Source organism: Streptomyces sp. NBC_01439 (genome assembly GCF_036227605.1).
Classification (GTDB): Bacteria; Actinomycetota; Actinomycetes; order Streptomycetales; family Streptomycetaceae; genus Streptomyces.
Map to the genome: position 1 here is coordinate 6,066,744 of NZ_CP109487.1, position 25,261 is coordinate 6,092,004.

Below are 25,261 nucleotides of genomic sequence, written 5' to 3' on the forward strand. Positions count from 1 at the left end.
GGACCGGGTCAGGACCAGCAGGAGGTCGTGGCCCCGTCCGCCTCCGAGCCCACCGATATCTCGAAGCCGGAACCCGAGGCGAACTCCGCGGCCGCCTCGGGACCGTAGAACTCGGTGACGAAGCGCACGGGAGGGAAGTCGAGGGTGAGCACCTGGGCCCGCCCGTCCCCGCCCTTCGTGAAGCACGCGCCCCCCGCGTCCTGACCGGACATCGGGGCGGGCACGAACCGCCAGCCGTCGGCCTCGGCTGCCCTGCGGTAGTGGTCGAGGACCTCCTGGCGGGTGCCGGGATACACGTAGGTGCGCCCGGCGGACAGCCAGGCGTCGCCGCTGTCGTCCGCGCACTCGGAGGAGACGCCGTCGAAGGTGCGGGGAGACGTCGCGCCGGGCGGCGGCGAGGCGAGCAGGGGCAGCGACTCCAGCTCCTTCATCCGGGCCCCGGTTCCCTCGCAGGTCTTGAACGGAGACAGGAAGGAACAGCCGGACAGCCCCCCGGCCACGAGCGCGGCCGACAGGAGCAGGGCGGCCGTACGGTCCGGGCGGATCAGGAACGGCACGGGGGCTCCCGGAGGGTCTCGGGCCGTGAACTGCGGCCGCGGGGGCGGACGCACGAAGGCGTGACCGCGAGGAGGGCCATTGTTGCCCCGCGGTCACGCCGTCGGTACAGGGGGTGGGGAGAGGAAGGCATCGAGGGACCGTATCGATGCCTCCCCCTCCCCGGGTTCACCGCCGGGCGAAGGCCGCGACGGGGTTCTTGAGGTTGCCGATCAGCTGGAGGGCCGCCGCCGGGTCTGCGAGGTCGACCATCTGCTTGTTGTTGCGCAGCTGGAGGCGGTTCAGGCAGGACAGCTGGAACTCCTCGGCGAACAGGTCGTACCGCTGGAAGCGCTCCGCGAGCTGCGGCATCGACTCCTGGTACTCGTGGCCGCACTCCGCGACCGCCCGCCAGAAGGTGTCCTCGTCGCAGACGCCCTCGTCCGCCAGGATCGCGCCGAGGAAGCGGAAGAAGCAGTCGAAGACGTCGGTGAAGATCGACAGGAGCTTCATGTCCTCGGGGATGTCCGCCCGGACCCGCTCGACCGCGGGCGGCAGCACCGCGTCCGCGTCCATGATGACGATCTCCTCGGCGATGTCCTTGAAGATCGCCCGCTTCACCAGGCCGCCCTCGATGACGAGGATGGTGTTCTCGCCGTGCGGCATGTACGCGAGGTCGTACTGGTAGAAGCAGTGCAGCAGCGGCACCAGGTAGGCGCGCAGGTAGTGGCGCAGCCACTCGGCCGGGGTCAGACCCGACTCCGCGATCAGCGCGCCGACGAAGGACTTGCCCTCGGCGTCCACGTGCAGGAGCGAGGCCATCGTGGCGAGGCGCTCGTCGCCCTCGATCATGTTGACCGGGGACTCGCGCCACAGGGCGGCCAGCATCTTGCGGTACGGGGAGTACCGGTCGGTGGCGCGCTCGTACTGGCGGTGGTGGTAGCCGATCGCCGCGCGCTCGCGGATGATCGAGAAGTCCACGGACTTCAGGACCTCGTCGCCCTCGATCAGCTGGTGCAGCCAGTCGTTGATGGCCGGGGTGGCCTCCATGTACGCGGCCGACAGGCCCCGCATGAAGCCCATGTTCAGGACCGAGATGGCGGTCTTGACGTAGTGCTTGCGCGGCGCGCTCTGGTTGAAGAAGGTGCGGATCGACTGCTGCGCGAGGTACTCGTCCGGGCCCTCGCCCAGCAGCACCAGGCGGTGGTTCGCGATTTCGGCCGCGAAGGTGACCGTGGTCTTGTTCCACCACTGCCAGGGGTGGATCGGGAAGAGGTGGAAGTCGGCGAGGTCCAGGCCCAGCGCGGTCATCCGCTCGGCGAAGACGCCAATGGTCTCGTCGCCGAGCTCCTCGTGCATGAAGGAGTCGTGGTCCAGGCCGGCGCCCGCCGTGAAGGTGGAGACGTCCTTGCGGGCGGCCACCCACACCAGGTGGACGGGGCTGGCGGTCTCCGGGGCGTACGAGAGGTACTCGTGCACGCCGAAGCCGAGCCGGCCGTTGTTCGCGACGAAGCAGGGGTGGCCCTCGGTCATGCCCGTCTCGATGTCCTGGAAGGAGGACTTCGCGAGGACGTCGGAGGAGACCTGGGGCTTCGTGTACTTGTAGCCGGTGCCGGCCAGGGTGGAGGAGATCTCCTCCAGGTAGACGGGCAGCACCTCGGGGCTCAGACCCAGGGTCTCGCGCAGCTCGATGTGGAAGTCGAGGGCGTCCAGCTCCAGCTCGGCGCCGTCCCGGTGGCGGGTGATGGAGGCCTCGTCGACCGACCAGTGGTCGAGGGCGTGCAGGACCGCCTTGAAGCGGTACTCCACGGTGGAGTCGTCGCTGAGGACCGAGTAGGAGCCCTCGCCCAGCGGCTTCGGGGTCAGCAGGCGCTCGTGGGAGAACTCCGCGAGGCCCTTGCGGACCAGGGCGCGGTTGGCGCGGGCCCACAACTCGGGGTTCAGGTGTGCGACGGCGTCGGCGAGGCTCATATGGAGACCCCCTGGGCGGCCGTGGCGGCCTCGAACTGGGCGCGGGTGCAGAAGCTCAGCAGGGCTTCCTTCTCCGGCTTGGTGATCTGGCGCTCCGGCACGAAGCCGACGGCCTCGTTCAGGGCGTGCACGGCGGTGTTGGCGACGTCCGGCTCGACGACGACGCGTTCGGTGGCCGGGTCGGCGAAGACCGCGGCCATCACCGTGGTGATGACGGCGCGGGTGAAGCCGTGCAGCGGGGTGTCGCTCGGGGCGACGAGGAAGTGCATGCCGACGTCGCCGGGCTGGGCGTCGTAGAGGCCGACCAGCTCCAGCTCGGACGGGTCGTAGGTCTCCATCAGGAAGGCGGGACGACCCTCGTGCAGGCCGATGAAGGCCTGGTGGTGCTCGTGGGCGGCGATCCTCATGTACTCGCGCTCGACGTCCGGCAGGGACGCGTCCTGCATCATCCAGAACGAGGCCTTCGGGTGGGTGACCCAGCCGTGGAGCAGCTCCGCGTCGGCGAAGGGGTCCAGGGGGCGCACGGCGAAGGAGCCGAGTTCTTTGTCGGTGCGGGAGAAGAGGAGTTCGGTGGTGCTCATCAGAGGGTGCCTTCCGGGGCGGCGAACTGCTGGAACGCGATGGACTTCTCGACCTTGTAGTGCTCGCGGCCGAGGAGCTCGCCGACGATGTACGCGTTCCGGTACGCCGCCATGCCCAGGTCGGGCGAGGTGAGGGAGTGGTTGTGGGTGGTGCCGTTCTGCAGGTAGACCCCGCGGCCCGTGGTGTCGATGCTGTAGTTGCGGGCGGCGTCGAGACGGCCGTGCCCGTCGAAGTTCAGGCGGCCCCGCACCGGGTTCAGGAACTCCGGGAACGTGTACTTGTAGCCGGTGGCCAGGACCAGGCCCTCGGAGGTGAGGGAGAAGTCCCGCTCCTGCTCCTCCTGGCGCAGCCCCAGCGTGTACGTGCCCGTGGTGGTGTCGTACGCGGTGCTGTTCAGGGAGGTGTTGGTCAGCAGGGTGGTCGGGACCTGGCCCGGCATGCTGATCTTCTTCTGGTAGAGCAGGTCGAAGATGTCGTTGATCAGGTCGCCGTCGATGCCCTTGAAGAGGTTCTTCTGCTGGGTCTCCAGCCGGTACCGGGTGTCCTCGGGGAGCGCGTGGAAGTAGTCCACGTACTCGGGGGAGGTCATCTCCAGGGTCAGCTTCGTGTACTCCAGCGGGAAGAACCGCGGGGAGCGGGTGACCCAGTTGAGCTGGTAGCCGTGGACGTCGATCTCGGCGAGGAGGTCGTAGTAGATCTCGGCCGCGCTCTGGCCGGAGCCGATGAGGGTGATCGACTTCTTCTTCTGCAGCTCCGCCTTGTTCTGCATGTAGGCGGAGTTGTGGAGGAAGTCGCCGCCCAGGCCCTCGCAGGTCGGCGGGACGTGCGGCGGGGTGCCGGTGCCCAGGACCAGGCGGGGGGCCCGGTGGGTCTCGCCCTTGTCCGTGTGGACCTCGTACAGGCCGGCCTGCTCGTCGTAGGTGACCTCGGTGACCGAGGTGGACCACTGGACGTTGTCGAGGCGGTCGGCGGCCCAGCGGCAGTAGTCGTTGTACTCGGCCCGCAGCGGGTAGAAGTTCTCCCGGATGTAGAAGGAGTACAGCCGGTCCTTGTCCTTCAGGTAGTTCAGGAAGGAGAAGGGCGAGGTCGGGTCGGCGAGCGTGACCAGGTCCGACATGAAGGGCGTCTGCAGGTGGGCGCCGTCCAGGAACATCCCGGCGTGCCACTCGAAGTGCGGCTTCGACTCGATGAAGAGACCGTCGATCTCGTCGAGCGGGGCGGTCAGGCAGGCGAGTCCGAGGTTGAACGGACCGACGCCGATGCCGATGAAGTCGTGGGTCTTAGCGGTGGAGGGCAAGGGATTCTCCCAGGAACTGCTCGGCATGTGCGGCGAGAAGGTCGAGGACGGCCGCGATGTCGGCCGTCGTGGTCTGCGGGTTGAGGAGGGTGAACTTCAGGTACTGCTTGCCGTCCACCTTGGTGCCGGCGACGACGGCCTCACCGGAGGCGAACAGGGCCTTGCGGGCGTGCAGGTTGGCCTCGTCGACCAGGTCGGCGCGGACGTCCTCGCCCTGCGGTACGTAGCGGAAGACGAGGGTGGAGATCGTCGGCTTGACGACGACCTCGTAGCGCGGGTCGGCGTCGATGACGTCCCAGCCGGCCGCGGCCAGGTCGATGACCTCGTCGAAGAGCGAGCCGACGCCGTCGGCGCCCATGACGCGCAGGGTCACCCAGAGCTTGAGCGCGTCGAACCGGCGCGTGGTCTGGATGGACTTGTCGACCTGGTTGGGGATGCGCTCTTCGGCCATGCGGCGCGGGTTGAGGTAGTCCGCGTGGTACGTGGCGTGCTTGAGGGTGTCGCGATCGCGCACCAGCATGGCGCTGGAGCTGACCGGCTGGAAGAACGACTTGTGGTAGTCGACCGTGACCGAGTCGGCGCGCTCGATGCCGTCGAGGAGGTGGCGGCGGGTCGGGGAGGCCAGCAGCCCGCAGCCGTAGGCGGCGTCCACGTGCATCCACGCGGAGTGCTCGTCGGCCAGGCGGGCGATCTCGGGGAGCGGGTCGATGGACCCGAAGTCGGTGGTGCCGGCGGTGGCGACGACGGCCATCGGGAAGAGGCCCTCGGAGGCGCACTCCTCCAGTTCCAGGGCGAGCACCGCGGTGTCCATCCGGCGGTTGCGGTCGACCGGGACGGAGATGACGGCCTCGTAGCCGAGTCCGAGCATGGCGGCCGACTTCTGGACGCTGAAGTGGCTGGCCTCGGAGGTGAAGATGCGCAGCTTCGGCAGGAGCTCGGCCTTGGTGAGCTCGCGGCCCTCGTCGAGCGCCTTCTTCATGACGAGGCGGCAGGCCTCGTCACGGGCGAGGAGCAGCGCGTGGAAGTTGGACTGGCTGCCGCCGGAGGTGAAGATGCCGTCCGCGGCGGGGCCGAGGCCGATGCGCTCGGTGGTCCAGTCGATGAGGCGGCGCTCGATGAGCGTGCCGCCGATGGACTGGTCCCAGGTGTCGAGCGAGGAGTTGACGGCCGAGAGGATCGCCTCGCCGAGCACGGCGGGGATGACGACCGGGCAGTTGAGGTGGCCCAGGTAGCGCGGGTGGTGGAAGTACACCGCGTCGCGCAGGTAGACGTCTTCCAGCTCGTCCAGGACGGCGGCCGCGTCGGCGAGCGGCTTGTCCAGGTCGATCCCGTTGATGACCGGGGCGAGCTCGTCGACGGATATACCGGTGTGGGGCCGCTGCGTGGTGGCGAGTTTGGCGGCGACGCGGTCGACGCCCTCGGTGACGGAGCGCCGGTAGAGGTCCGCGGTCGTCTCGTTCAGCAGATGCGAGCGCATCAACTTTCCTCCGGGCAGGGGATGGAGATGGGGTGTGGGGTGTGGCGTGCGAGGATTAGGTTAGCCTAACCTTAGTATTTCGCCAAACGCAGATGGGCCCTGGCTGAAAAGCCAGGGCCCATCGCAACTGCTCTATGGGGTAAGGAAGCTGACTACAGCTCGGACGCGGGGTCCTCGCTCGGGGCCTTGCCCGCGTACGCCTCGGCGAGGAGCTGTTCCTCGCTCGCGCCGAGTCGCCAGTAGCCGGTGAAGCGCACGGCACGGCGGTCGATGGATCGTTCCTGCACGACGTGGCGGCGGACCGCGCGGATCGTGCCGGCCTCGCCCGCCAACCAGGCGTACGGGGCTTCACCGGTGACGGGTCCGGCCGCGCGCAGCGCGCTCAGCACCTGCTCCGTCCGCTCCCGGCCGTCGCTCTCGCGCACGATCCAGGTGACGTCCGCGTCGGCGGGCGCCCGGAGTTCGAGCCGGTCGTCCTCGTGCGGGACCTCGAACCAGGCCCGGACCCGGGTTCCGGCGGGCAGCCGGTCCAGGATCGCGGCCGCGGCCGGCAGGGCGGTCTCGTCCGCGTACATCCAGATCTCGTCGGTGTCGGCCGGCGGCTGGAAGCGTACGGACTTGTTCTCCGCGACGGCCGGTCCGATCGCCATGATCCGCCGGCCGACCGCCGCCCGCCCTGCCCAGCGGGACGCCGGGCTGGAGTCCCCGTGGAGGACGAAGTCGATGTCGACCTCGTCCGCGCCCTCGGGCGTGCGGCGCTGCTCGCGCACCGTGTAGGAGCGCATCACCGGCCGCTCCTCCTCCGGCATTGCGCGCCAGGCGGCGAACCAGGTGTCCTCGTCCGTGGACGGGAGCACCGTGTGCTCCTGGCCGGACGCGGGCAGGAAGAGCGACAGGCTCTGGTCGAAGCCGCCCGAGCGGAAGCCCGCGAGGGACTCCCCGCCGAACGTGACCCGCAGGAACGAGTGGCCCAGACGGCGCGTGCGGACCACTTCGAGCTCGAAGAACCGGAAGTGTGCGACGGCCGGGGCGTCGGATGCGGTGGCGGTCATGCGGAGAGGTCCCCCCTGGGAATCAGCCGGAGTGGAAGGCGGTCAGCCGAGCTTCTTGGCGTTCTGGATGGACTTCGCGAGGTCTTCCAGGATCTGCGCGCACTTGTCGTACGAGAAGATCGGCTCGGTCACGCGCGGGACGACCTGACCGGCCTTGACGGCGGGCAGCTCGTTCCAGGTCGGCTTGGCCTTCAGCTGCTCGGGCTGCAGGGTGCCGGTGCGGTTGTCGAGCAGGATGACGTCGGCCTTGTACTTGCCGGCGTTCTCCCAGCTGAGCGCCTCGAAGAAGCCGGCCTCGTCCAGCTTCTCCGGGGTGATGAACTCGACGCCGAGCTCCTTGAAGTACTTCAGGTCGGCCGCGGTGTCCGGGGTGGAGGCGTAGAAGAGGGCGTCGGCGCCGGAGCCGGCGAGCACCTTGACGCCGGGGTTCGCCTTGGTGGCCTCGCGGACCTTGGCGGCGGCGGCCTCGAAGCGCGCCTTGGAGTCGACGACGTTCTTGGCACCCAGGTCGGCGCCCAGGGACTTGGCCAGCTCGGCCGTGCGCTCCAGGGCCTTGGGCATCGTGGTGTCGCCACCCACGGAGACGGCGGCGGCCGGGGCCAGCGAGAGGATCTTGTCCTTGGAGGCCTCGGGGACGTACCAGTAGGTGCCGTCCCAGGTGTTGGTGACCAGCAGGTCGGGCTGGAGGGAGGCGTACTTCTCGACGTTGAACTGGTCGAAGACGTTGCCGAGGATCTCGACCTTGGTGACGTCGAGCGAACCGGCCTGGACGTCGGGCTTGCCGTCGGCGGTCGTGGTCGGGCCGAACACGCCCTTGACCGGGATGCCGTAGTCGTGGAGCGCGGCGGCGGTGCCGGTGAAGCCGACGATGTTCTTCGGCTTGGCCTTGGTGGTGACGTCCTTGCCGAGGTCGTCCTTGAAGGTCCAGGCGGCGGACGCCGTGGCGCCGTTGTCCTTGCTGCCGTCGCCCTTCGCCGAGTCGGTGCCGCCGCACGCGGCGAGGACCGCTACGAGGCCGAGGGCGCCACCTGCCGCGACGAAGCCGCGACGGGTGAAGGAGGAGGTTCGGGACTTGGGCATGTCGATGTCCGCTTTCGTGCGTGCAGGGTGGCCGCTCGGCCGTTCGGTGAGAAGGTTAGCCTAACCTAAGAGTATGTCCAGAGCTGGGGGAAGGTCCGATCGTGAGGTGGATCACCATCCTGGAATCCGGCCCGACCGGCCGGCCCCCGTATCGCCCGTAGTGAGGCTCGAGTTGGGGGACTCTGCGAGCGGGCGAGGGGGATCGGCCCGCGTCGGGCTCCGCCCACCCGTGGCCGCGACCGGACCCCGCCCGTCATCCACGGAATCCGATCATGCGTGTGAATACTGAGCCCATGCGAAGGAAGTGGTGGATAACCGCAGGAGTGAACCTGCTGATGGGAGTGCCGGCTGTCGTGCCGGTCTGGCTCCTTTGGTACCTGGCCGTCAACGGGCCGCTCGCCGAACTCGGTTGGACCCAGCGGGAGCCCACGGAGAACGACGGCATGCTGCTCTGGCTGGTGATCGTGGTGCCGGTCGTGACCGCGTTCGGACTGCTGTGGTGGCTCGCCAACGACTTCACGCGGCGGTGGAACACGGCGGCCGCCCGGGTCTACTGGCCGTTGTGCGCCCTGGTGACCCTGGTTCCCACGGCCGCGCTCATCATCTTCTCCTGACCGCTCGCGGACATGCCGAAGTCCGGCGCGGGCACGCGGCCCGCGCCGGACGTCGTCATCGGGTGCCTCAGCCGGCGAAGCCCAGCTCGCGCGCGATCAGCATGCGCTGGACCTCGCTCGTGCCCTCACCGATCTCCAGGATCTTGGAGTCCCGCCACATCCGGGCCACCGGGTACTCGTTCATGAAGCCGTAGCCGCCGTGGATCTGCGTCGCCTCGCGGGCGTTGTCGACGGCGACCGTCGAGGAGTACAGCTTCGCGATCGCCGCCTCCTTCTTGAACGGCTCCCCGGCCACCAGTCGCGACGCCGCGTCGCGCCAGCCGATGCGGGCCATGTGGGCGCGCATCTCCATGTCGGCCAGCTTGAACTGGATGGCCTGGTTGTCGCCGATCGCCTTGCCGAAGGCGTGCCGCTCCTTCGCGTACTTCACCGACTCGTCCACACACCCCTGCGCGAGACCGGTCGCGAGCGCGGAGATGGCGATCCGGCCCTCGTCGAGGATCCGCAGGAACTGCGCGTAGCCGCGGCCCTCCTGGCCCACCAGGTTGGCCAGCGGGACCCGGACGCCGTCGAAGGACAGCTCACGGGTGTCCGAGGAGTTCCAGCCCACCTTGGAGTACGGCGCGGCCACCGTGAAGCCCGGGGTGCCGGACGGGACGATGATCGAGGAGATATCCGGGCGGCCGTCCGCCTTGCGGCCCGTCACGGCCGTGACGGTCACCAAGCCGGTGATGTCCGTACCGGAGTTGGTGATGAAGCACTTCGAGCCGTTGATGACCCACTCGTCGCCGTCCTTGACGGCGGTGGTGCGGGTGCCGCCCGCGTCGGAGCCGGCACCGGGCTCCGTCAGGCCGAAGGCGCCGAGGATCTCGCCGGAGCACATCTTCGGCAGCCACTCGCGCTTCTGCTCCTCGGAGCCGAAGAGGTAGATCGGCATGGCGCCGAGGGAGACCCCGGCCTCCAGGGTGATGGCGACCGAGGAGTCGACGCGGGCCAGCTCCTCCAGGGCGATGCCGAGGGCGAGGTAGTCCCCGCCCATGCCGCCGTACTCCTCCGGGAAGGGCAGGCCGAACAGGCCCATGCGGCCCATCTCGGCGACGATCTCGTAGGGGAACTCGTGCCGCTCGTACAGGTCGCCGATCTTCGGGGCGACGACGTCGTGCGCGAACGCCTCCACGGTGCGGCGGAGTTCCTCGTGCTCAGGGGTGAGCCGGTGGTCGAGGGACATGGTGTGACTACTCCTTGTGGGAGAGGGCGCGGACGGTACGGGAAGGGCTGGGACGGCCCAGTTGTTCGGCCATCCACACGCTCGTGGCGGTGAGGGCGGCCAGGTCGACCCCGGTCTCGATGCCTAGGCCGTCGAGCATCCACACCAGGTCCTCGGTCGCGAGGTTGCCGGTGGCGCTCTTCGCGTACGGGCATCCGCCGAGGCCGCCTGCGGAGGCGTCGACGGTGCTCACGCCGTGCTGGAGCGCGGCGAGGGTGTTCGACAGGGCCTGGCCGTAGGTGTCGTGGAAGTGCACGCCGATGCGGTCGGTCGTCACGCCGGCCTCGTTCAACGCGGCCAGCAGGGCCTGGACATGGCCCGGCGTGGCCACGCCGATCGTGTCGCCGACGCTCAGCTCGTCACAGCCGAGGTCCAGCAGGGCCTTGGCGACGGAGACGACCTGGTGGACCGGGACGGCGCCCTCCCAAGGGTCGCCGAAGCACATCGAGAGGTAGCCGCGCACGTGCGCGTCGCCCTCCTTGGCCCGGGCCACGACGGGCTCGAACATGGCGAGGGACTCGGCGACGGTGCGGTTGAGGTTGCGGGAGGCGAAGGTCTCGGTGGCCGAGCCGAAGACGGCGATCCGGGTGGCCCCGAGGGCGAGCGCGCGGTCGAGGCCGCGTTCGTTGGGGACGAGGACGGGCAGATCCGCGTCGATGCCGGCGAGCTGCGGGAACAGCTCCTCCGCGTCGGCCAGCTGGGGCACCCACTTGGGGTGCACGAAGCTGGTCGCCTCGATGGTCGTCAGCCCGGCGGCGGCGAGGCGGCGGATGAACTCCGCCTTGACCCCCGTGGGCACGGCCGACTTCTCGTTCTGCAGGCCGTCGCGGGCGCCGACCTCGTGGATGCGGACCCGGGCCGGGAGGCCGGGGGCCGGGACGTTCATGGGCAGCCCGATCACGCGACCCCCTCCTCGTCCGGCGTGACGACGGCCAGGACCTGGTCCATGGCGACCGTGGTGCCGGGGGTCACGTCCAGCTCGGTGACGGTGCCGGCGTGCGGGGCGGAGATGACGTGCTCCATCTTCATGGCCTCGACGACGAGCAGGCTCTGCCCGGCGGTCACCTTGTCGCCCACGGCCACCTTGACGACCGTGACGGTGCCGGGCATGGGGGCGGCGAGGGTGTCCGCGCCGCTGCGCCCGCCGCCGCCGAGGTTGGCCGCGACGGGGTCGTACGCCTGCACGTGCCAGGAGTCGGCGTCGCGCCCGAGCCAGGTCCCCTCCGGGGAGGCGGCGTGGCTGAAGCGGTGCGTGACGCCGTCGAGTTCAATGGTGACGGTGTCGGGGGTGCGGGCGACGATCCGGCCGCGGGCCGGTGCGCCGGGGGCGCTGCCCCCGGACCCCCGCGCCTCAAGCGCCGGCGAGGCTGAAAGGGCCAGCTCGGTGTCGGAGCCGGAACGCCGGCTACGGACCTCCACGGCATCCTGGCCCGGGAGGCGGAAGTGGTGGACCGTCCACGCAGGCGTGCCGCCCAGGCGCCAGCCGTCACCGGCGTCGAAGGGGTCGACCCACCTACCCAGCCCGTCCGGCGTTTGAGGACCGGGTCCGGGCAGAGCCCGGGGACCCTGCGCCAGCAGGGCCGCTGTGGCGTACACCTCGTCCGGGACCCCCTCCGGCAGGAGGGACGGCAGGTCCCGCTCCACCAGGCCGGTGTCCAGGTCGCCGGACACCACGTCCGGGTGGGCCAGCAGGCGGCGCAGGAAACCGGCGTTGGTCTGCACGCCCAGGATCACCGTGTCGGCCAGGGCCCCGCGCAGCATGCGCAGCGCGGTGGCCCGGTCCGGGCCGTGGACGATGACCTTCGACAGCATCGGGTCGTACGTCGAGCCCACCGGAACGCCCGCCGTCAGCCCGGAGTCGGTGCGCACCGCACCGCCCGACGGCTCCGACAGGGCCAGCACCGTGCCGCCGGACGGCAGGAAGCCGCGCGCCGGGTCCTCCGCGCAGACGCGGGCCTCGATGGCGTGCCCGGTCAGCGTCACCTCGGACTGGTCGAAGTCCAGCGCGGCGCCCGCGGCCACCTTGATCTGCTGCTCCACCAGGTCCAGCCCGGTGATCAGCTCCGTCACCGGGTGCTCGACCTGGAGGCGGGTGTTCATCTCCATGAAGTAGTACGAGGAGGGGTCGCCGCCCGGCACGATGAACTCCACCGTGCCCGCGCCGACGTATCCGCAGGAGCGGGCCGCGTCGACGGCCGCCGCACCCATCGCCGCCCGGGTCTTCTCGTCGAGCAGGACCGACGGGGCCTCCTCGATCACCTTCTGGTGCCGGCGCTGCAGCGAGCACTCGCGCTCGCCGAGGTGCACCACGTTCCCGTGGGCGTCCGCCAGCACCTGGATCTCGATGTGCCGCGGCCGGTCCACCCATCGCTCGACCAGCAGGGTGTCGTCGCCGAAGGAGGACCTCGCCTCGCGGCGGGCCGCCGCGATCTCCTCGGCCAGCACCGCTTCGTCGCGCACCAGCCGCATGCCCTTGCCACCGCCGCCCGCCGAGGGCTTCAGCAGCACCGGCATGCCGATCTCCGCGGCCGCCGCGACCAGTTCCGCGTCGGTCAGGCCGCTGCCCGAGGAGCCCGGGACCACGGGCACGCCCGCCGCCTTCACGGTCTCCTTGGCGCGGATCTTGTCGCCCATCAGGTTGATGGCGCCGGCCGGCGGCCCGATGAAGACGAGGCCGGCGTCGGCGCAGGCCTGCGCGAAGGCCGCATTCTCGGCGAGGAAGCCGTAGCCGGGGTGGACGGCCTCGGCGCCGGTCCGCTTTGCGGCATCCAGGAGCCGCTCGACCGACAGGTAGCTCTCGGCGGCCGCGGCCGGGCCGATCCGGACGGCCGTGTCGGCCTCCCGGACGTGGCGGGCGTCCGCGTCGGCGTCGCTGAAGACGGCCACGGAGCGGATGCCGAGCTGCCGCAGGGTGCGGATGACCCGGACCGCGATCTCGCCCCGGTTCGCGACCAGAACAGTGCTGAACATCAGTGAGGTCCTCACGTCACAACGTCACATACGGAAGATGCCGAAGCCCGAGTCGCCCAGCGGGGCGTTCGCGCACGCGGTCAGGGCCAGTCCCAGCACCTGCCGGGTTTCCATCGGGTCGATGACCCCGTCGTCCCACAGCCGCGCCGTGGCGTAGTAGGCGTTGCCCTGCTCCTCGTACTGCGCGCGGACCGGGGCCTTGAAGGCCTCCTCGTCCTCGGCGGGCCACTCCTGGCCCGCGCCCTCGATCTGGTCGCGCTTGACCGTCGCGAGCACCGAGGCCGCCTGCTCCCCGCCCATCACCGAGATCTTGGCGTTGGGCCACATCCACAGGAAGCGGGGCGAGTACGCCCGGCCGCACATCGAGTAGTTGCCGGCGCCGTACGAGCCGCCGACCACCACCGTCAGCTTCGGCACCCGGGTGCAGGCCACCGCCGTCACCATCTTGGCTCCGTGCTTGGCGATGCCGCCGGCCTCGTAGTCCTTGCCGACCATGAAGCCGGAGATGTTCTGGAGGAAGAGGAGCGGGATGCCGCGCTGGTCGCACAGCTCGATGAAGTGCGCGCCCTTCTGCGCGGACTCGGCGAACAGGATGCCGTTGTTGGCGATGATCCCGACCGGGTGTCCGTGGATCCGGGCGAAGCCGGTGACCAGCGTCTGGCCGAACTCGGACTTGAACTCCTGGAAGCGGGAGCCGTCCACGATCCGCGCGATGATCTCGCGGGCGTCGTACGGGGTGCGCGAGTCGACGGGGACCGCGCCGTACAGCCCGTACGGGTCCACCTTGGGCTCTTCCGGCGCCTCGACCGACCAGGGCAGGGCCCCGCGCTCGGGCAGGGTCGCCACGATGTTCCGTACGATCCGCAGCGCGTGCGCGTCGTCCTCCGCGAGGTGGTCGGTCACGCCGGAGACCCGGGAGTGGACCTCGCCGCCGCCGAGCTCCTCGGCCGTGACCACCTCACCGGTGGCGGCCTTCACCAGCGGCGGGCCGCCCAGGAAGATCGTGCCCTGGTTGCGGACGATGACGGCCTCGTCGCTCATGGCCGGTACGTAGGCACCGCCGGCGGTGCAGGAGCCGAGGACGGCGGCGATCTGCGGGATGCCGGCGCCCGACATGCGGGCCTGGTTGTAGAAGATGCGGCCGAAGTGCTCCCGGTCGGGGAAGACCTCGTCCTGCATCGGCAGGAAGGCGCCGCCGGAGTCGACCAGGTAGAGGCAGGGGAGACGATTCTCCAGGGCCACCTCCTGGGCGCGCAGGTGCTTCTTGACGGTCATCGGGTAGTACGTGCCGCCCTTGACGGTGGCGTCGTTCGCGACGATCACGCACTCGCGGCCGCTGACCCGGCCGATGCCCGCGATGACCCCGGCGGCGGGGGCGGCGCCCCCGTACATCCCCTCGGCGGCCAGCGGGGCCAGCTCCAGGAAGGGCGATCCCGGATCGAGGAGGGCGTCCACGCGGTCGCGCGGGAGGAGCTTCCCGCGGGCGGTGTGGCGGGCGCGGGCCTTCTCGCCGCCGCCGAGCCGGGCCGCGTCGAGCCGGGCGCGCAGGCCCTCGGTCAGCTCGCGGTGGGCGGCCTCGTTGGTCCGCCAGGCCTCGGACGCCGGGTCCGCGGCGCTCGTCAGCACTGGTGCCTGCTGCATCGGTCGAGCTCCCTTGCTCGTTCCACGCGGTTAATGAGCGTTAACGCTTGTGGACTCAGGTTAACGACCGCTAACGGCCCTGTCTAGAATGGTTTCCCATGAGCACCAGAGCGGCCGCCCCCACCCGTCGTGAGCAGATCCTCAGTGAGGCCGCTCGCCTCTTCGCCGCGCGTGGGTTCCACGGCGTGGGCGTCGACGAGATAGGGGCCGCGGTGGGCATCAGCGGCCCCGGCCTGTACCGGCACTTCGCGGGCAAGGACGCCATGCTCGCCGAGCTGCTCGTCGGCATCAGCGAGCGGCTGCTGACCGGCGGCCGGCACCGCGTGGCGGAGGCGGCGGGCGAACCGGCCCGGGTGCTGTCCTCCCTCATCGACGGCCACATCGACTTCGCGCTCGACGACCGGGCGCTGATCACCCTGCACGACCGGGAGCTCGACCGGCTCCGGGAGGCCGACCGCAAGCTCGTACGGCAGCTCCAGCGCCAGTACGTGGAGCTGTGGGTGGAGGTCGTGCGGGAACTGCACCCGGAGGTCGGCGAGGCGGAGGTGCGGGTCGCCGTGCACGCGGTCTTCGGCCTGCTCAACTCCACCCCGCACCTGGGGGCGCTCGGCCGGGAGGCCACGGAGTCACTGCTGCGCCGCCTGGCCCACGGGGCCTTCGGGGCGCTGTCGACGTGAGCCGGGGTGTCCGCCGGCCGGAATGGACGCGCCGCCTCCGCCCCGGCGGCGGCAGAATGGCCCGTATGCCGAAGCCGATAGAGACGTCCGTACCCACCCGCGCCGAACTCATCGACCATCTGGTCCGCACGCGGATCGCGGGACAGGTCGCCACGCCGCGCGACAACAACCTCAGCCACTACCGCAAGCTCGCCAACGGCGACCGGCACTACTGGCTCGGCCTGGAACTGGGCGACCGCTGGACGGACGAGCAGGACGTGCTCGCGGTGATGGCGGAGCGCTGCGGCGTCGTGGACGACCCCGAGTTCCGCTTCGGCCAGGACACCATCGACCCCGAGCTGACCGTGGCCGGCCTGGACCGGCTGGCGGCGCGGCTACGCAAGGCCGCGTCGGACCGGCAGAGCGTGCTCTTCGCCACCGGCCACCCGGGCGGCCTCCTGGACGTCCATCGCGCCACGGCGGCGGCCCTGCGGGCGGCGGGCTGCGAGATCGTGGTCATCCCCCGGGGCCTGGTCGCGGACGAGGGTTCGGTGTGGCAGTTCGCCGACGTCGCGGTGCTGGAGCGGGGTGCGACGCTGTGGCACACCCACTCGCCGGAGCCGATGAACGCGATCCTGGACGGCCTCGCGGCCGAGGGCCGCCCGCTGCCGGACCTGGTGGTTGCCGACCACGGCTGGGCGGGCTGCGCGGCCCAGCGCGGCCTGGACGCGGTGGGCTACGCGGACTGCAACGACCCGGCCCTGTTCATCGGCGAGGCGGAGGGCACCCTCCAGGTGACGGTCCCCCTCGACGACCACGTCCGCGACCCCCGCTACTACGACCCGATGGTGGCGTACCTGCTGGACGCGGCGGGGCTGCTGGGAGAGTAGCCGCACCAGACACGGAGAAGCCCCGGCCGGGATACCGGCCGGGGCTGCTTGCGTGTCGCCTCTCGGCGCGTACGAGTGATGTCGACGGACGCAGGCTCGGGGCGAGCCGAGACCCGCTCGCCTCGTATGTGGCGGGGGCGGGTCCCGGTCCAGCTTGGTGCACCGAGCGCTTCCTGCGTGGATCAGCCCTGCTGCGCGGCCGAGCGTACGTAGTCCACCCCGGTCGGGTCTTGGGGGAGGAACCCCTTCGTGGCCTCCTTCAGCGAGAAGACCACGAGGTAGATCTTGCACGGCTTGGCAGTAGCGGGTCCCTGATAGTCGAATCTGATCCCCGGCTTCTCGTCGGGGTAGGTGTCGAAGACCCATGTAGCCGGCCCGGTGTAGGACCGACCCGCCGCATCCGTGGACTGCCCGCAGTCCAGGCTGGGTCGTGTGACCCGTTCCAAGTCTGCGGTACCGTCCGCCCTAACTGTCAGACGGGCGCCGTCCGAGCTTTCCCAGGCCCCCACCACATCAGTGATCGCGAGCGGATCCTCAGGGTCCTCGAGGAGATTCATAAGGAAGGCAGCCGCCAACATCGCGAATAGCCCGAACGAGCCTATCAACCACCAGATGGTCCGCCGAAGGCTAGTGCTCACTAAGTCCTCCTTCTGATATCAGCCGCCATTCTCCGGCTCGAACATTGAACGCTCTGCAAACTCGCCTGATTGTACGTACGCTTTTGATTCTTGGATGATTTGGGTAACGAAATGCTGAGTTCCCAGTAGGATATTGGTGCTGGCTGCGTTCTCGCGGGCGCGTTTGCCGATCTCCCGCCCGCGTACATTGTTGTAGAGGTCCGCCAACTGGTCGCCTCGCTCGCCTTCGTGCAGGTACGCCTCATGGGCGTCGGCCCACGTGAGTGCACGGTCCTCTCCGAACTCCAGCGTCAGTCTGGCCTGCCATAGAGTGTGGCGGTAGGCGTTGGTGTCCAAACCTGTGCGCTCCTTCTCCTCGTTGGCCAATTGCTGAGACCATTTCTCGATCCCGTAAGCTTTCAGGCATTCCATCAGATTGTGTCTGCACTCGGTGCGCTCTGCGAGGTTCGGTTTAAACAGTGGATTCTTGGCTTTCGTGTTCCCTCCCTCGCCCGGAATCCAGTTGAGTGGCCAGGTTTGCCGACCGAAATAGTCCTGCTCCAAGCGGAGCGCCTGAGTCGCGATCTCTTGCTTGCTGCGACCGTCGAGGAGTCTCACATAGAGCCCGACCGGACGCTTCGGCGGCCCGCAGTAAATCCCACAGAGCTGGACACGCCTGGATCGCAGCGTGCCGTATCCGGTGGTGTACCTACTTGCGGCCTGGACGACATTCTGGGGAGCGGACTCGAAGCCACCGTCGTCGTTGTTGCCTTCGAAGTACTTGAGGCCGTCCGGGTCGGAGAAGGTGAATGGGTTGTTCGCGGCATAGGTGTAGCCATGGAGCTGCTGGGCATCTTTGAGGTCCATGATCGGGTCGACTGAGATGAAACGGCCGATCAGGGGGTCGTACTCGCGGGCGCCGATGTGGGTCAGGCCGCTGTCGTTGTCCTTGGTGCCTCCGACGAAGGTCTTCTCACCGGTCCAGGTCGTGGGCTGGGTGCCCCGGGTCTCGCCGAACAGGCCAGTCTTGCGCCGGGTGACGGTTTGGGTCACATCTGCGGCGATCTGGATGGTGCCGGTCTTGTGGTGGTCGGCGAGGGTGAAGGTGAGCTTGCCCCCTGTCCGTACCGCGATGTCCCCGTAGTAGCGGGTGCCCGTGACCGTGCCCGCCTTGTTGAGCTTCAGCTCGTTGCCCGCAGGCAGGTAGAGCGTGGTGGCGTCCTTCTCCTGGCGCAGGATGCGGTTGCCCGAGGTGTCGTAGACGTAGTTATCGGTGGATGTTCCCCGGGTCGCCGTCTTCAGGTGTCCTTCGGCGTCCCAGTCGAAGGACTGGGTCTCACCGGTTCCGATTCTGCGGGTCTTGGTGTTCCCGGATGCGTCGTAGGTAAAGGTCTCTTCGTGCGGGTCGGTTCCCGTCTGGGTGACCTTGGGCAGGTCGTGCTTGCCGGCGGTCGGTGCCCCATAGGTACGGACGGTGTCGGTGGACGGGCCCGAGGCGGTCTTGTGCTTGGTCTCCGTCTTGCGGTTGCCGACGGCGTCGTAGGTGTACGTCGTCCAGTACGGGGCCTCGCCACCGAGGACGGATGCCGACGGGGAAGCCGCGCAGGTCTCGCCCTTATTGGTCCAGGCCTGGGTGATGCGGCGCAGGGCGTCGAGGCTGACGCACTGGATGTCGGTGGTACGGGCGGCGTCCTGACCGTAAGCGGCGGCGATGGACTTCAGGTTGCCGACCTGGTCGAACCCGTACTTGGTCTCTTCGATCCTCTTCGGTGCCACGTCGCGGTCGGTGGTCGTGCGGATGACCGCGCCGGTGTGCTCGTCGTACTCATTCGACGTGTAGATGCGCTGCTTGGTGGCACCGAGTTCCTGACGGAGCGCGCGGCCGTAATGATCGTAGGTCGTTGCCGCGATGAGGCGTTCGTTGTCGGTGGCCATGCTGTCCAGCAGGCCCGAGACCTCGTGGTAGGTGAGGCCGACCGTCTCGGCCGGGAGGCCGCCGATGGCGGGGTGGTCGGTCGACACGGGCTGACCAATGATGTTGTAGGTATTCGTCCACTTGTATGTGCCGGCAAGAGCGCCGGTCGTCGGGGTGGACCCTGGAGATCAAGCCCGACCAGGCCCTCCTCGCGAGTGCCGAGACGAAGTACCCGGTCTACATCGACCCGTCGGTGGCGTGGGGCGAGCGACAGAACTGGTCGTGGGTCTACCGCACGTGGGAGAACAACTCCTACTGGAACACCAAGGAGGACGTGCGGGTCGGGTTCGAGAACAAGACGAACGGCCTGTCGCGGGCCTTCTTCCAGCTCGATACCTCCGCCGTCCGGGGTGCTCAGGTGTCGAAGGCGACCTTCCGGATCAAGGAGACCTGGTCCTGGTCCTGCACGCCCAAGCCCGTGGAGCTGTGGAGCACCCACGGCATCTCGCCGGCGACCACCTGGAAGGAGCAGCCGGGCAGGCGCAACTGGCTCGACACCGTCAATGCCGCCAAGGGCCGGCCCGATTGCGCTGCGGGGAACCTCGAGTTCAACGCCACCGCCGCTGCCCAGGAAGCGGCGTCCAACGGCTGGTCCAGCATGACCGTGGGCCTGTACGCGTCGAACGAAGGTGACGAGTACCACTGGAAGCGCTTCGACCCCAAGACCGTCACCCTGGAGATCGAGTACAACAACCCGCCCGACACGCCCTCGGACCCGGGCAGCTCACCGTGGGTGCCGTGCGACCAGGGCGGCTCGATCGGCAATACGACCATCGGCCTCCATGCGACGATCTCCGACCGTGATTCAGGCAACCTGAACACCGAGTTCCAGATCTTCAAGGACGGCCAGAGCGCCCCGGCCCTCAGCCAGTCCATCCCGGCCAACAACGGCAGGGTCGCCACCTGGAACGTCCCGGACGCCTCGCTCCCCAACGGGAGCTACAGCTGGAAGGCGCGGACGACCGACCAGGACGGCGCCCAGTCGGCCTGGTCCCAGGCGTGCAAGTTCAGCGTGGACCGCAACCGGCCTGCGGAGGCGCCGAAGATCACCTCGACCGTCTTCCCCGACGGCAGGAACGGCTGGCCCGCGGGCACCGGCAAGGCCCGCACGGCAGGGGACTTCGTCCTCTCCGCCAACGGCGTTCCGGACGTCACCTGGTACGGCTACTACACCGACTGGGACCCGGAGGTGAAGAGCACCACCGTTGCCGCCGGTGCTTCGTTCACGGCGAAGCTCACGCCGCCCGGCGCGGGCCCGCACTTCGTCTACGCCTTCAGTCAGGACGCTGCCGGGAACCGGTCCGACACCACTGTGTACCAGTTCTACGCGGCCCGCACGGAAGCGGCGGACGGGCCGCACGACCTCAACGGGGACGGCCTCCGCGACATATGGAGCAGCGATCTCTTCGGCAGCCTCCTGACCTACACCGGCCAGGGAAACGCGAAGTTCTCCGCGACGGTCGGCTCCGCCAAGTCCTTCACCGGCTCACAGGTCGCCACCTTGGGCGACTGGAACGGTGATGGTTACAACGACATGCTCAGCCTCGAGCAGCGGACCGGTGCGGACCGCAAGACGCTGTGGATCTACAAGAACAAGGACGGCCAGGGCACCGTCGGCAATCCCACCGAGTTGAAGGCGCGGGACACGGGCGGGGTCGGGTACTGGTCCGAAGCCGACCAGATCATCGCCCCCGGCAACCTCGACGGCAACGAACTCCCGGACATCCTCGTCAAGCGCAAGAACCAGCTCTGGGCCTACTTCAACACCTTCAACGGCATCCTGCCGACGCCGGTGCTCGTCGGCGGCACCGACTGGGACAAGTACACGGTCATCGCCCCCGGCGACCTCAACGGTGACAAGGTCCCCGACCTGTGGCTGAGGGATAACGCCACCGGTGACGTCCTGCGTACCTACGGGAAGAAGAGCCTGGACCCGAACCAGGCGGTCGACCTGGCCACCTGGGGCACCCAGACCCGAACGAAGGTCGGCTCCGGTATGAGCCAGGCCGCCTATCCGCAGGCCGGTTCGTCCGGCGATCTCAATGGTGACGGCGTCCCCGACCTGTGGGCCCGTCAGGCCGACAACACGATGGTCGGCCGGCCCGGCCAGCTGGCCGCCGACGGCAAGAGCGTGAGCTCCTTCGGCTCGCAGTTCGAGATCGACGGCGTACCCGGCGCGCGCATTCCTTCCGGCACCACCCTGACCTCGGGCCAGGAGTTCTCCAGCGGCAACGCCAAGCTGCGGATGCAGGCCGACGGCAACCTCGTGATGCTGAGCAAGGGCGACAAGCAGCTCTGGGCCACGGGAACCGGGGGCAACCCGGGCGCCACGGCACGCATGCAGAGCGACGGCAGCTTCGTCGTCGTCACGGCCGACGCCAGGAAGACCCTGTGGAGCAGCAACACCAAGACACCGTCTGCGTACGCGGTGCTCCAGCCTCGTGGCGTGCTCGTGCTCTACGGCCCCTCCGGGCAGAGCCTGTGGACCAGCGGCACCCAGAGCCGTCCGGACTACAACGGTGACGGCTACACCGACGTGGCCGCCCGGGACGTCAACGGTGACCTGTGGATCTACTCGGGCACCGGCGGTACGGGCACCGGCACGCTCGGCAGCCGCTACTTCGTGGGCAACGGCTTCTGGCGTGACTACTGGACGAACATCTACACCGCCGACCTCAACAACGACGGACACACCGACCTCGTCGTGCGCACTCAGGTCGGGGAGCTGTACCTGTTCCCGGGTACCGGCCGAGGTGGAGCCGAACCGTTCGGCAACCGCACCCTGATCGGCACCGGCTGGAACATGTACGCGGACCTCGGCTTCGGCGATATGAACGGTGACGGTCGCACCGACCTCATCGCCCGTGGCGGCGACGGCAACCTGTGGGTCTACCCCCACACCGGCGGTATCGGCACCGAAACCCTCGGCAGCCGGGTCTTCGTCGCTGACGGCTGGTGGACCGACCACTGGAAGAACATCCGGTTCGCCGACCTCAGCAACGATCAGAAGGTCGACATCGTCGGGCAGACCGTTGACGGCAATCTCCACCTCTACGCGAACACGAGCAACGGCGAGGGCGCCATCAGCTTCGGCCCCCGCACGTTCCTCGGCGACGGCTGGTGGCCCGGCATCTGGAACCCCTATCCCACCGACCTCAACAGTGACGGCAGGCCGGAGTACACCGGCGTGACCAGTAACGGGGAGCTCTTCGACTTCCTGGACACCGGCAGGACCCTGGTCGGTACCGGCTGGAACGGATACGACCTGGCCCTCTGATCCGGGCCGATTGTTGAGAGGGGGGTGAGGTCCCGTGGGGGACCTCACCCCCCTCTTCCGTTCCGCACGACCTTGTCGGCTCCGGTTGTCAGTGGCGGTGGTTACGGTCGCCGTATGTGGAAGTCTCCGAAGGCGCGCAACCCGCTGTCCGTCCTGGCCGACGATCCCCAAGGGCGTTCCTTGGGGCTCGAGTTGCCCGCCGGTGGGCTCATCGATGTGCCCGGACGGCGGGGGTGGTGGCGGGAGGCCGCGCCGTTGCTGTGGGTGTCCGACGAGGCCGTGGGGGTCGGGGCGCTGGCCGCGCACCGGACTCCCGCGCTCGCAGCCGCCGGGCTACAGGCCGTGTTGCTCCAGGGGCGGCGCGGGCTGGAACGGTGGTGGCAGGAGCGGGAGTTCGAGCCGGAGCGGATGTCCGACCCCGACGACCACCACGTCGAGCCGGTGCTGCGCGAGTTCTGGAGCGCGGTGTTGCCCGACCCCGAGGAGGGGGCGGAGGGGGAGGAGCTCATCGCCCCCTTCGGTCGGGACTGGCCCGGGCTCGCGGATCCGGGGCCCGAGGGCGGGGCGGATCCGGACGCCGTGGCCCGTGCGCTCGCGGACGGGCTGATCGCGAGCGGCTTCCTGCCGAGCCCGCGGCTCGCGCTGGTCCCCGCGGTCCGCGGGGCCGACGTACCGACCGCGATGGGTTGGTGCGGTCCGACCAACCACGAGAACGACACCGCCCTCATCAGCACGGTCCTTCGCTCCTGGGAGGACCGCTTCGGCGCCCGCGTCGTCGCCCTCGGCTTCGACGAGCTCCACGTGTCCGTCGCGGCCCCGCCGCGTACGGCCGCCCACGCGCTCCCCGTCGCGGCGGAGCACTTCGCCTTCTCGCCCGACAACATCTGGCAGGGCTCCGGCAGCATCCGCGCCTACGCCGACGAGGCGGTCACCGGCAGCAACCACTGGGGATTCTGGTGGGACTGAGACGGGCGGGCGCAGGTCACGCACGCGGGACGCGTACGACACCCTCCTGGATGACCGTCACGGCCAGCCGGCCGTCCTGCGTCCAGATGCGGGCCTGGCCGAGGCCCCGGCCCGCGGCCGCCGAGGGCGACTCCTGGTCGTACAGCAGCCACTCGTCCGCGCGGAAGGGCCGGTGGAACCACATGGCGTGGTCCAGCGAGGCGCCGACCACGTCGCCCACCGCCCAGCCGCCCCGCCCGTGCGCGAGCAGCACCGAGTCCAGCAGGGTCATGTCGGAGACGTAGGTGGCGAGGCAGGTGTGCAGCAGTGGATCGTCGCTGTCCAGCTTGCCGGCCGTACGGAACCACACCTGCGAGCGCGGCTCCACCGGCTCGCCGATGCTGCCCCAGGGCGGGGTCGTGGCGTAGCGCAGGTCCACCGCCTCCCGCGTCTCGATCAGCCGCTCCACCGTGCCGGGGTCGCGGAAGATCTCGCGGTACGCGGGCAGCGACTCGGCCGCGGTGGGCAGGGACTCCGGGTCCGGGGCGGACGGCATGGCGACCTGGTGGTCGAGGCCGTCCTCGTACTTCTGGAAGGACGCGGAGAGGTGGAAGATCGGCTGGCCGTGCTGGACGGCGACGACCCGGCGCGTGGTGAAGGAGCGCCCGTCACGGATCCGGTCCACCGAGTAGACGATCGGCGCGGAGGTGTCCCCGGTGCGCAGGAAGTACGAGTGCAGCGAGTGCGCGGTGCGGTCCGCGGGGACGGTCCGGCCGGCCGCGACCAGGGCCTGGGCCGCGACCTGGCCGCCGAAGACGCGCGGTACCAGCGAAGGCCGGCTGGTACCGCGGAAGATGTTCTCCTCGATCTGCTCGAGGTCGAGCAGATCGAGGAGCGTCGTCAGTGCGTCGTTCATGGGGGAAGGGTAGGTGCCCCGTGTTTCGTGTCCGGGGCCCTTACAGGCCCATGGACTTGGCGATGATGGACTTCATGATCTCGCTGGTGCCGCCGTAGATGCGGTTCACGCGGTTGTCGGCGTACAGGCGGGCGATCGGGTACTCGTTCATGTAGCCGTAGCCGCCGTGCAGCTGGAGGCAGCGGTCGATGACGCGGTGCGCGACCTCGGTGCAGAACAGCTTGGCGGAGGCGGCCTCGGCCGGGGTCAGCTCGCCGGCGTCCAGGGCCTCCAGGGCGCGGTCGGAGACGGCCTGCGCGGCGTCCACCTCGGCCTGGCAGGCGGCCAGTTCGAACTTGGTGTTCTGGAAGTGCGCGACGGGCTTGCCGAAGACGGTGCGCTCGGTGACGTACTGCTGGGCGAACCGGACGGCCGCGGCGGCCTGGGCGTACGCGCCGAAGGCGATGCCCCAGCGCTCGGAGGCCAGGTTGTGGCCGAGGTAGTAGAAGCCCTTGCCCTCCTCGCCGAGCAGGTCCTCGACCGGGACCTTCACGTCGACGAACGCCAGCTCGGCGGTGTCGGAGGTCTTCAGGCCCAGCTTGTCCAGCTTGCGGCCGATGGAGTAGCCCTCGGACTTGGTGTCCACGGCGAAGAGGGAGATGCCGAAGCGGCGGTCCTCGGCCGACGGGGCGGAGGTACGGGCGCAGACGATCACGCGGTCGGCGTGGACGCCACCGGTGATGAAGGTCTTGGAGCCGTTGAGGACGTAGTGCGTGCCGTCCTCGGAGAGCTTGGCGGTGGTCTTCATGCCCGCGACGTCGGAGCCGGTGCCCGGCTCGGTCATCGCGAGGGCCCACATCTCCTCGCCGGAGACGAACTTCGGCAGGAAGCGCTTCTTCTGCTCGATGTCGGCCAGCATCTTGATGTAGGGGAGCGCGAGCAGCACGTGCACGCCGGAGCCGCCGAAGTTGACGCCCGCGCGCGAGGTCTCTTCGTAGAGGACGGCCTCGAACTTGTGGGTGTCCAGGCCCGCGCCGCCGAACTCCTCGGGCACGTTGATCCCAAAGACGCCCAGCTCGCCGAGCTTGTAGTAGAAGTCGCGCGGCGCCTGACCGGCTGCGAACCACTCGTCGTAGACCGGGACGACCTCGGCCTCGATGAAGGCGCGGATGGTCTCGCGGAATGCTTCGTGGTCCTCGTTGAAAACGGTACGGCGCACAGCCGGCTCCCTTCGGTCGCGGCGGTCCGCCGCCATGCCTAAGCGCTTGCTCAGGCTAAGTTACCGGCCAGTCAAACTGGCTGTCCAGAGTGGAGGCGCCAAAGAAAGGGTGGGGTGGCTCACCCCCGGCCCCCCGGCGACGGCCCCGGCGGATGGGGTTCGTCCGCCGCCATGGTGGCCGGAATGCGCTGAAGAATGCCTCGTTCGTGGTCTCACGTACCGATTCGCTCTGCCCTAATCTGCCCGGCATGCCACTTTTCCGGAGAGCGAAAAAGGCCGGCGCGGATGTGGGCGGGGGACCG

At 69.4% G+C, this 25,261-nt stretch carries 20 protein-coding genes; 5 read left to right on the forward strand and 15 right to left on the reverse strand.

All coding sequences use genetic code 11. The features are described 5' to 3' along the window. Window positions 1–8: 8 nt before the first annotated feature. The 7 genes from OG207_RS27450 to OG207_RS27480 all read right to left on the reverse strand — a co-directional run bounded on the left by OG207_RS27450 (window position 9) and on the right by OG207_RS27480 (window position 7,993). The gene (locus OG207_RS27450; RefSeq protein WP_329101784.1) at window positions 9–557 is read right to left on the reverse strand and encodes a hypothetical protein; all 549 of its coding nucleotides are present in this window, start codon (window positions 555–557) and stop codon (window positions 9–11) included. A 166-nt stretch (window positions 558–723) separates the two neighbouring features. Beyond that, entirely contained in the window at window positions 724–2,505 is a 1,782-nt protein-coding gene (locus OG207_RS27455) for an IucA/IucC family protein (protein WP_329101786.1), read from the reverse strand. After that, complete coding sequence (locus OG207_RS27460) at window positions 2,502–3,086, reverse strand: GNAT family N-acetyltransferase (RefSeq protein ID WP_329101788.1); 585 nt, start codon at window positions 3,084–3,086, stop codon at window positions 2,502–2,504. Before OG207_RS27460 ends, OG207_RS27455 begins: the two co-directional genes overlap by 4 nt. Further along, window positions 3,086–4,384: a lysine N(6)-hydroxylase/L-ornithine N(5)-oxygenase family protein gene (locus OG207_RS27465; RefSeq protein WP_329101790.1), complete on the reverse strand. Its 1,299-nt coding sequence runs from the start codon at window positions 4,382–4,384 to the stop codon at window positions 3,086–3,088. Before OG207_RS27465 ends, OG207_RS27460 begins: the two co-directional genes overlap by 1 nt. After that, window positions 4,368–5,861 carry a pyridoxal phosphate-dependent decarboxylase family protein gene (locus tag OG207_RS27470; protein WP_329101792.1) on the reverse strand — a complete coding sequence of 498 codons (1,494 nt, stop codon included), beginning with the start codon at window positions 5,859–5,861 and terminating at the stop codon, window positions 4,368–4,370. Before OG207_RS27470 ends, OG207_RS27465 begins: the two co-directional genes overlap by 17 nt. Window positions 5,862–6,013: 152 nt before the next feature. Then, window positions 6,014–6,913: a siderophore-interacting protein gene (locus OG207_RS27475; RefSeq protein ID WP_329101794.1), complete on the reverse strand. Its 900-nt coding sequence runs from the start codon at window positions 6,911–6,913 to the stop codon at window positions 6,014–6,016. Between the two features lie 42 nt (window positions 6,914–6,955). Continuing rightward, on the reverse strand, window positions 6,956–7,993 hold the full coding sequence (locus tag OG207_RS27480; RefSeq protein ID WP_329101795.1) for an ABC transporter substrate-binding protein: 1,038 nt from the start codon (window positions 7,991–7,993) through the stop codon (window positions 6,956–6,958). A 335-nt stretch (window positions 7,994–8,328) separates the two neighbouring features. On the opposite strand from OG207_RS27480, the gene OG207_RS27485 reads away from it, so the two are divergent. Further along, complete coding sequence (locus tag OG207_RS27485; RefSeq protein WP_329101797.1) at window positions 8,329–8,607, forward strand: hypothetical protein; 279 nt, start codon at window positions 8,329–8,331, stop codon at window positions 8,605–8,607. Between the two features lie 67 nt (window positions 8,608–8,674). Here the strand turns inward: OG207_RS27485 and OG207_RS27490 are convergent, their stop codons facing one another. The 4 genes from OG207_RS27490 to OG207_RS27505 are packed head-to-tail and all read right to left on the reverse strand — an operon-like array spanning window position 8,675 to window position 14,485. Continuing rightward, window positions 8,675–9,835, reverse strand: a complete 1,161-nt coding sequence (locus OG207_RS27490; protein ID WP_329101799.1) for an acyl-CoA dehydrogenase family protein — start codon at window positions 9,833–9,835, stop codon at window positions 8,675–8,677. A gap of 7 nt (window positions 9,836–9,842) precedes the next feature. Further along, entirely contained in the window at window positions 9,843–10,760 is a 918-nt protein-coding gene (locus tag OG207_RS27495; protein WP_329107932.1) for a hydroxymethylglutaryl-CoA lyase, read from the reverse strand. 11 nt (window positions 10,761–10,771) lie between these two features. Then, on the reverse strand, window positions 10,772–12,844 hold the full coding sequence (locus OG207_RS27500; protein WP_329101801.1) for an acetyl-CoA carboxylase biotin carboxylase subunit: 2,073 nt from the start codon (window positions 12,842–12,844) through the stop codon (window positions 10,772–10,774). A 24-nt stretch (window positions 12,845–12,868) separates the two neighbouring features. Further along, window positions 12,869–14,485, reverse strand: coding sequence for a carboxyl transferase domain-containing protein (locus OG207_RS27505; RefSeq protein WP_329101803.1), 1,617 nt, complete (start codon window positions 14,483–14,485; stop codon window positions 12,869–12,871). 98 nt (window positions 14,486–14,583) lie between these two features. Between OG207_RS27505 and OG207_RS27510 the strand changes: the two genes are divergently transcribed. Both OG207_RS27510 and OG207_RS27515 read left to right on the forward strand, forming a co-directional pair. Then, window positions 14,584–15,162 carry an SACE_7040 family transcriptional regulator gene (locus OG207_RS27510; protein WP_329101804.1) on the forward strand — a complete coding sequence of 193 codons (579 nt, stop codon included), beginning with the start codon at window positions 14,584–14,586 and terminating at the stop codon, window positions 15,160–15,162. Window positions 15,163–15,218: 56 nt separating this feature from the next. Further along, window positions 15,219–16,031 carry a phosphatase gene (locus tag OG207_RS27515; RefSeq protein WP_329101806.1) on the forward strand — a complete coding sequence of 271 codons (813 nt, stop codon included), beginning with the start codon at window positions 15,219–15,221 and terminating at the stop codon, window positions 16,029–16,031. A gap of 182 nt (window positions 16,032–16,213) precedes the next feature. Here the strand turns inward: OG207_RS27515 and OG207_RS27520 are convergent, their stop codons facing one another. Together OG207_RS27520 and OG207_RS27525 are read right to left on the reverse strand one after the other, a co-directional pair. Then, complete coding sequence (locus OG207_RS27520; RefSeq protein ID WP_329101808.1) at window positions 16,214–16,669, reverse strand: hypothetical protein; 456 nt, start codon at window positions 16,667–16,669, stop codon at window positions 16,214–16,216. Between the two features lie 18 nt (window positions 16,670–16,687). Continuing rightward, entirely contained in the window at window positions 16,688–18,670 is a 1,983-nt protein-coding gene (locus tag OG207_RS27525; protein ID WP_329101810.1) for an RHS repeat domain-containing protein, read from the reverse strand. Between the two features lie 38 nt (window positions 18,671–18,708). On the opposite strand from OG207_RS27525, the gene OG207_RS27530 reads away from it, so the two are divergent. Further along, the gene (locus OG207_RS27530) at window positions 18,709–21,900 is read left to right on the forward strand and encodes an FG-GAP-like repeat-containing protein (RefSeq protein WP_329101812.1); all 3,192 of its coding nucleotides are present in this window, start codon (window positions 18,709–18,711) and stop codon (window positions 21,898–21,900) included. Window positions 21,901–22,014: 114 nt separating this feature from the next. Further along, window positions 22,015–22,866 carry a DUF4253 domain-containing protein gene (locus OG207_RS27535; protein ID WP_329101814.1) on the forward strand — a complete coding sequence of 284 codons (852 nt, stop codon included), beginning with the start codon at window positions 22,015–22,017 and terminating at the stop codon, window positions 22,864–22,866. Window positions 22,867–22,882: 16 nt separating this feature from the next. Here OG207_RS27535 and tesB read toward each other — a convergent pair whose 3' ends face one another. Together tesB and OG207_RS27545 are read right to left on the reverse strand one after the other, a co-directional pair. Next, entirely contained in the window at window positions 22,883–23,761 is an 879-nt protein-coding gene (tesB, locus tag OG207_RS27540; protein WP_030009022.1) for an acyl-CoA thioesterase II, read from the reverse strand. A gap of 40 nt (window positions 23,762–23,801) precedes the next feature. Beyond that, window positions 23,802–24,959, reverse strand: coding sequence for an acyl-CoA dehydrogenase family protein (locus OG207_RS27545; RefSeq protein WP_329101816.1), 1,158 nt, complete (start codon window positions 24,957–24,959; stop codon window positions 23,802–23,804). Between the last annotated feature and the right edge of the window lie 302 nt (window positions 24,960–25,261).

What these genes read in the sequence shown, in the direction of transcription:
- OG207_RS27455 (WP_329101786.1), bottom strand. Translation starts at nt 2,505, where the DNA reads ATGAGCCTCGCCGACGCCGTCGCACACCTGAACCCCGAGTTGTGGGCC.
- OG207_RS27460 (WP_329101788.1), bottom strand. Translation starts at nt 3,086, where the DNA reads ATGAGCACCACCGAACTCCTCTTCTCCCGCACCGACAAAGAACTCGGC.
- OG207_RS27470 (WP_329101792.1), bottom strand. Translation starts at nt 5,861, where the DNA reads ATGCGCTCGCATCTGCTGAACGAGACGACCGCGGACCTCTACCGGCGC.
- OG207_RS27475 (WP_329101794.1), bottom strand. Translation starts at nt 6,913, where the DNA reads ATGACCGCCACCGCATCCGACGCCCCGGCCGTCGCACACTTCCGGTTC.
- OG207_RS27480 (WP_329101795.1), bottom strand. Translation starts at nt 7,993, where the DNA reads ATGCCCAAGTCCCGAACCTCCTCCTTCACCCGTCGCGGCTTCGTCGCG.
- OG207_RS27485 (WP_329101797.1), top strand. Translation starts at nt 8,329, where the DNA reads ATGGGAGTGCCGGCTGTCGTGCCGGTCTGGCTCCTTTGGTACCTGGCC.
- OG207_RS27490 (WP_329101799.1), bottom strand. Translation starts at nt 9,835, where the DNA reads ATGTCCCTCGACCACCGGCTCACCCCTGAGCACGAGGAACTCCGCCGC.
- OG207_RS27495 (WP_329107932.1), bottom strand. Translation starts at nt 10,760, where the DNA reads ATGAACGTCCCGGCCCCCGGCCTCCCGGCCCGGGTCCGCATCCACGAG.
- OG207_RS27500 (WP_329101801.1), bottom strand. Translation starts at nt 12,844, where the DNA reads ATGTTCAGCACTGTTCTGGTCGCGAACCGGGGCGAGATCGCGGTCCGG.
- OG207_RS27505 (WP_329101803.1), bottom strand. Translation starts at nt 14,485, where the DNA reads ATGCAGCAGGCACCAGTGCTGACGAGCGCCGCGGACCCGGCGTCCGAG.
- OG207_RS27510 (WP_329101804.1), top strand. Translation starts at nt 14,584, where the DNA reads ATGAGCACCAGAGCGGCCGCCCCCACCCGTCGTGAGCAGATCCTCAGT.
- OG207_RS27515 (WP_329101806.1), top strand. Translation starts at nt 15,219, where the DNA reads ATGGCCCGTATGCCGAAGCCGATAGAGACGTCCGTACCCACCCGCGCC.
- OG207_RS27530 (WP_329101812.1), top strand. Translation starts at nt 18,709, where the DNA reads ATGTGCCGGCAAGAGCGCCGGTCGTCGGGGTGGACCCTGGAGATCAAG.
- OG207_RS27535 (WP_329101814.1), top strand. Translation starts at nt 22,015, where the DNA reads ATGTGGAAGTCTCCGAAGGCGCGCAACCCGCTGTCCGTCCTGGCCGAC.
- tesB (WP_030009022.1), bottom strand. Translation starts at nt 23,761, where the DNA reads ATGAACGACGCACTGACGACGCTCCTCGATCTGCTCGACCTCGAGCAG.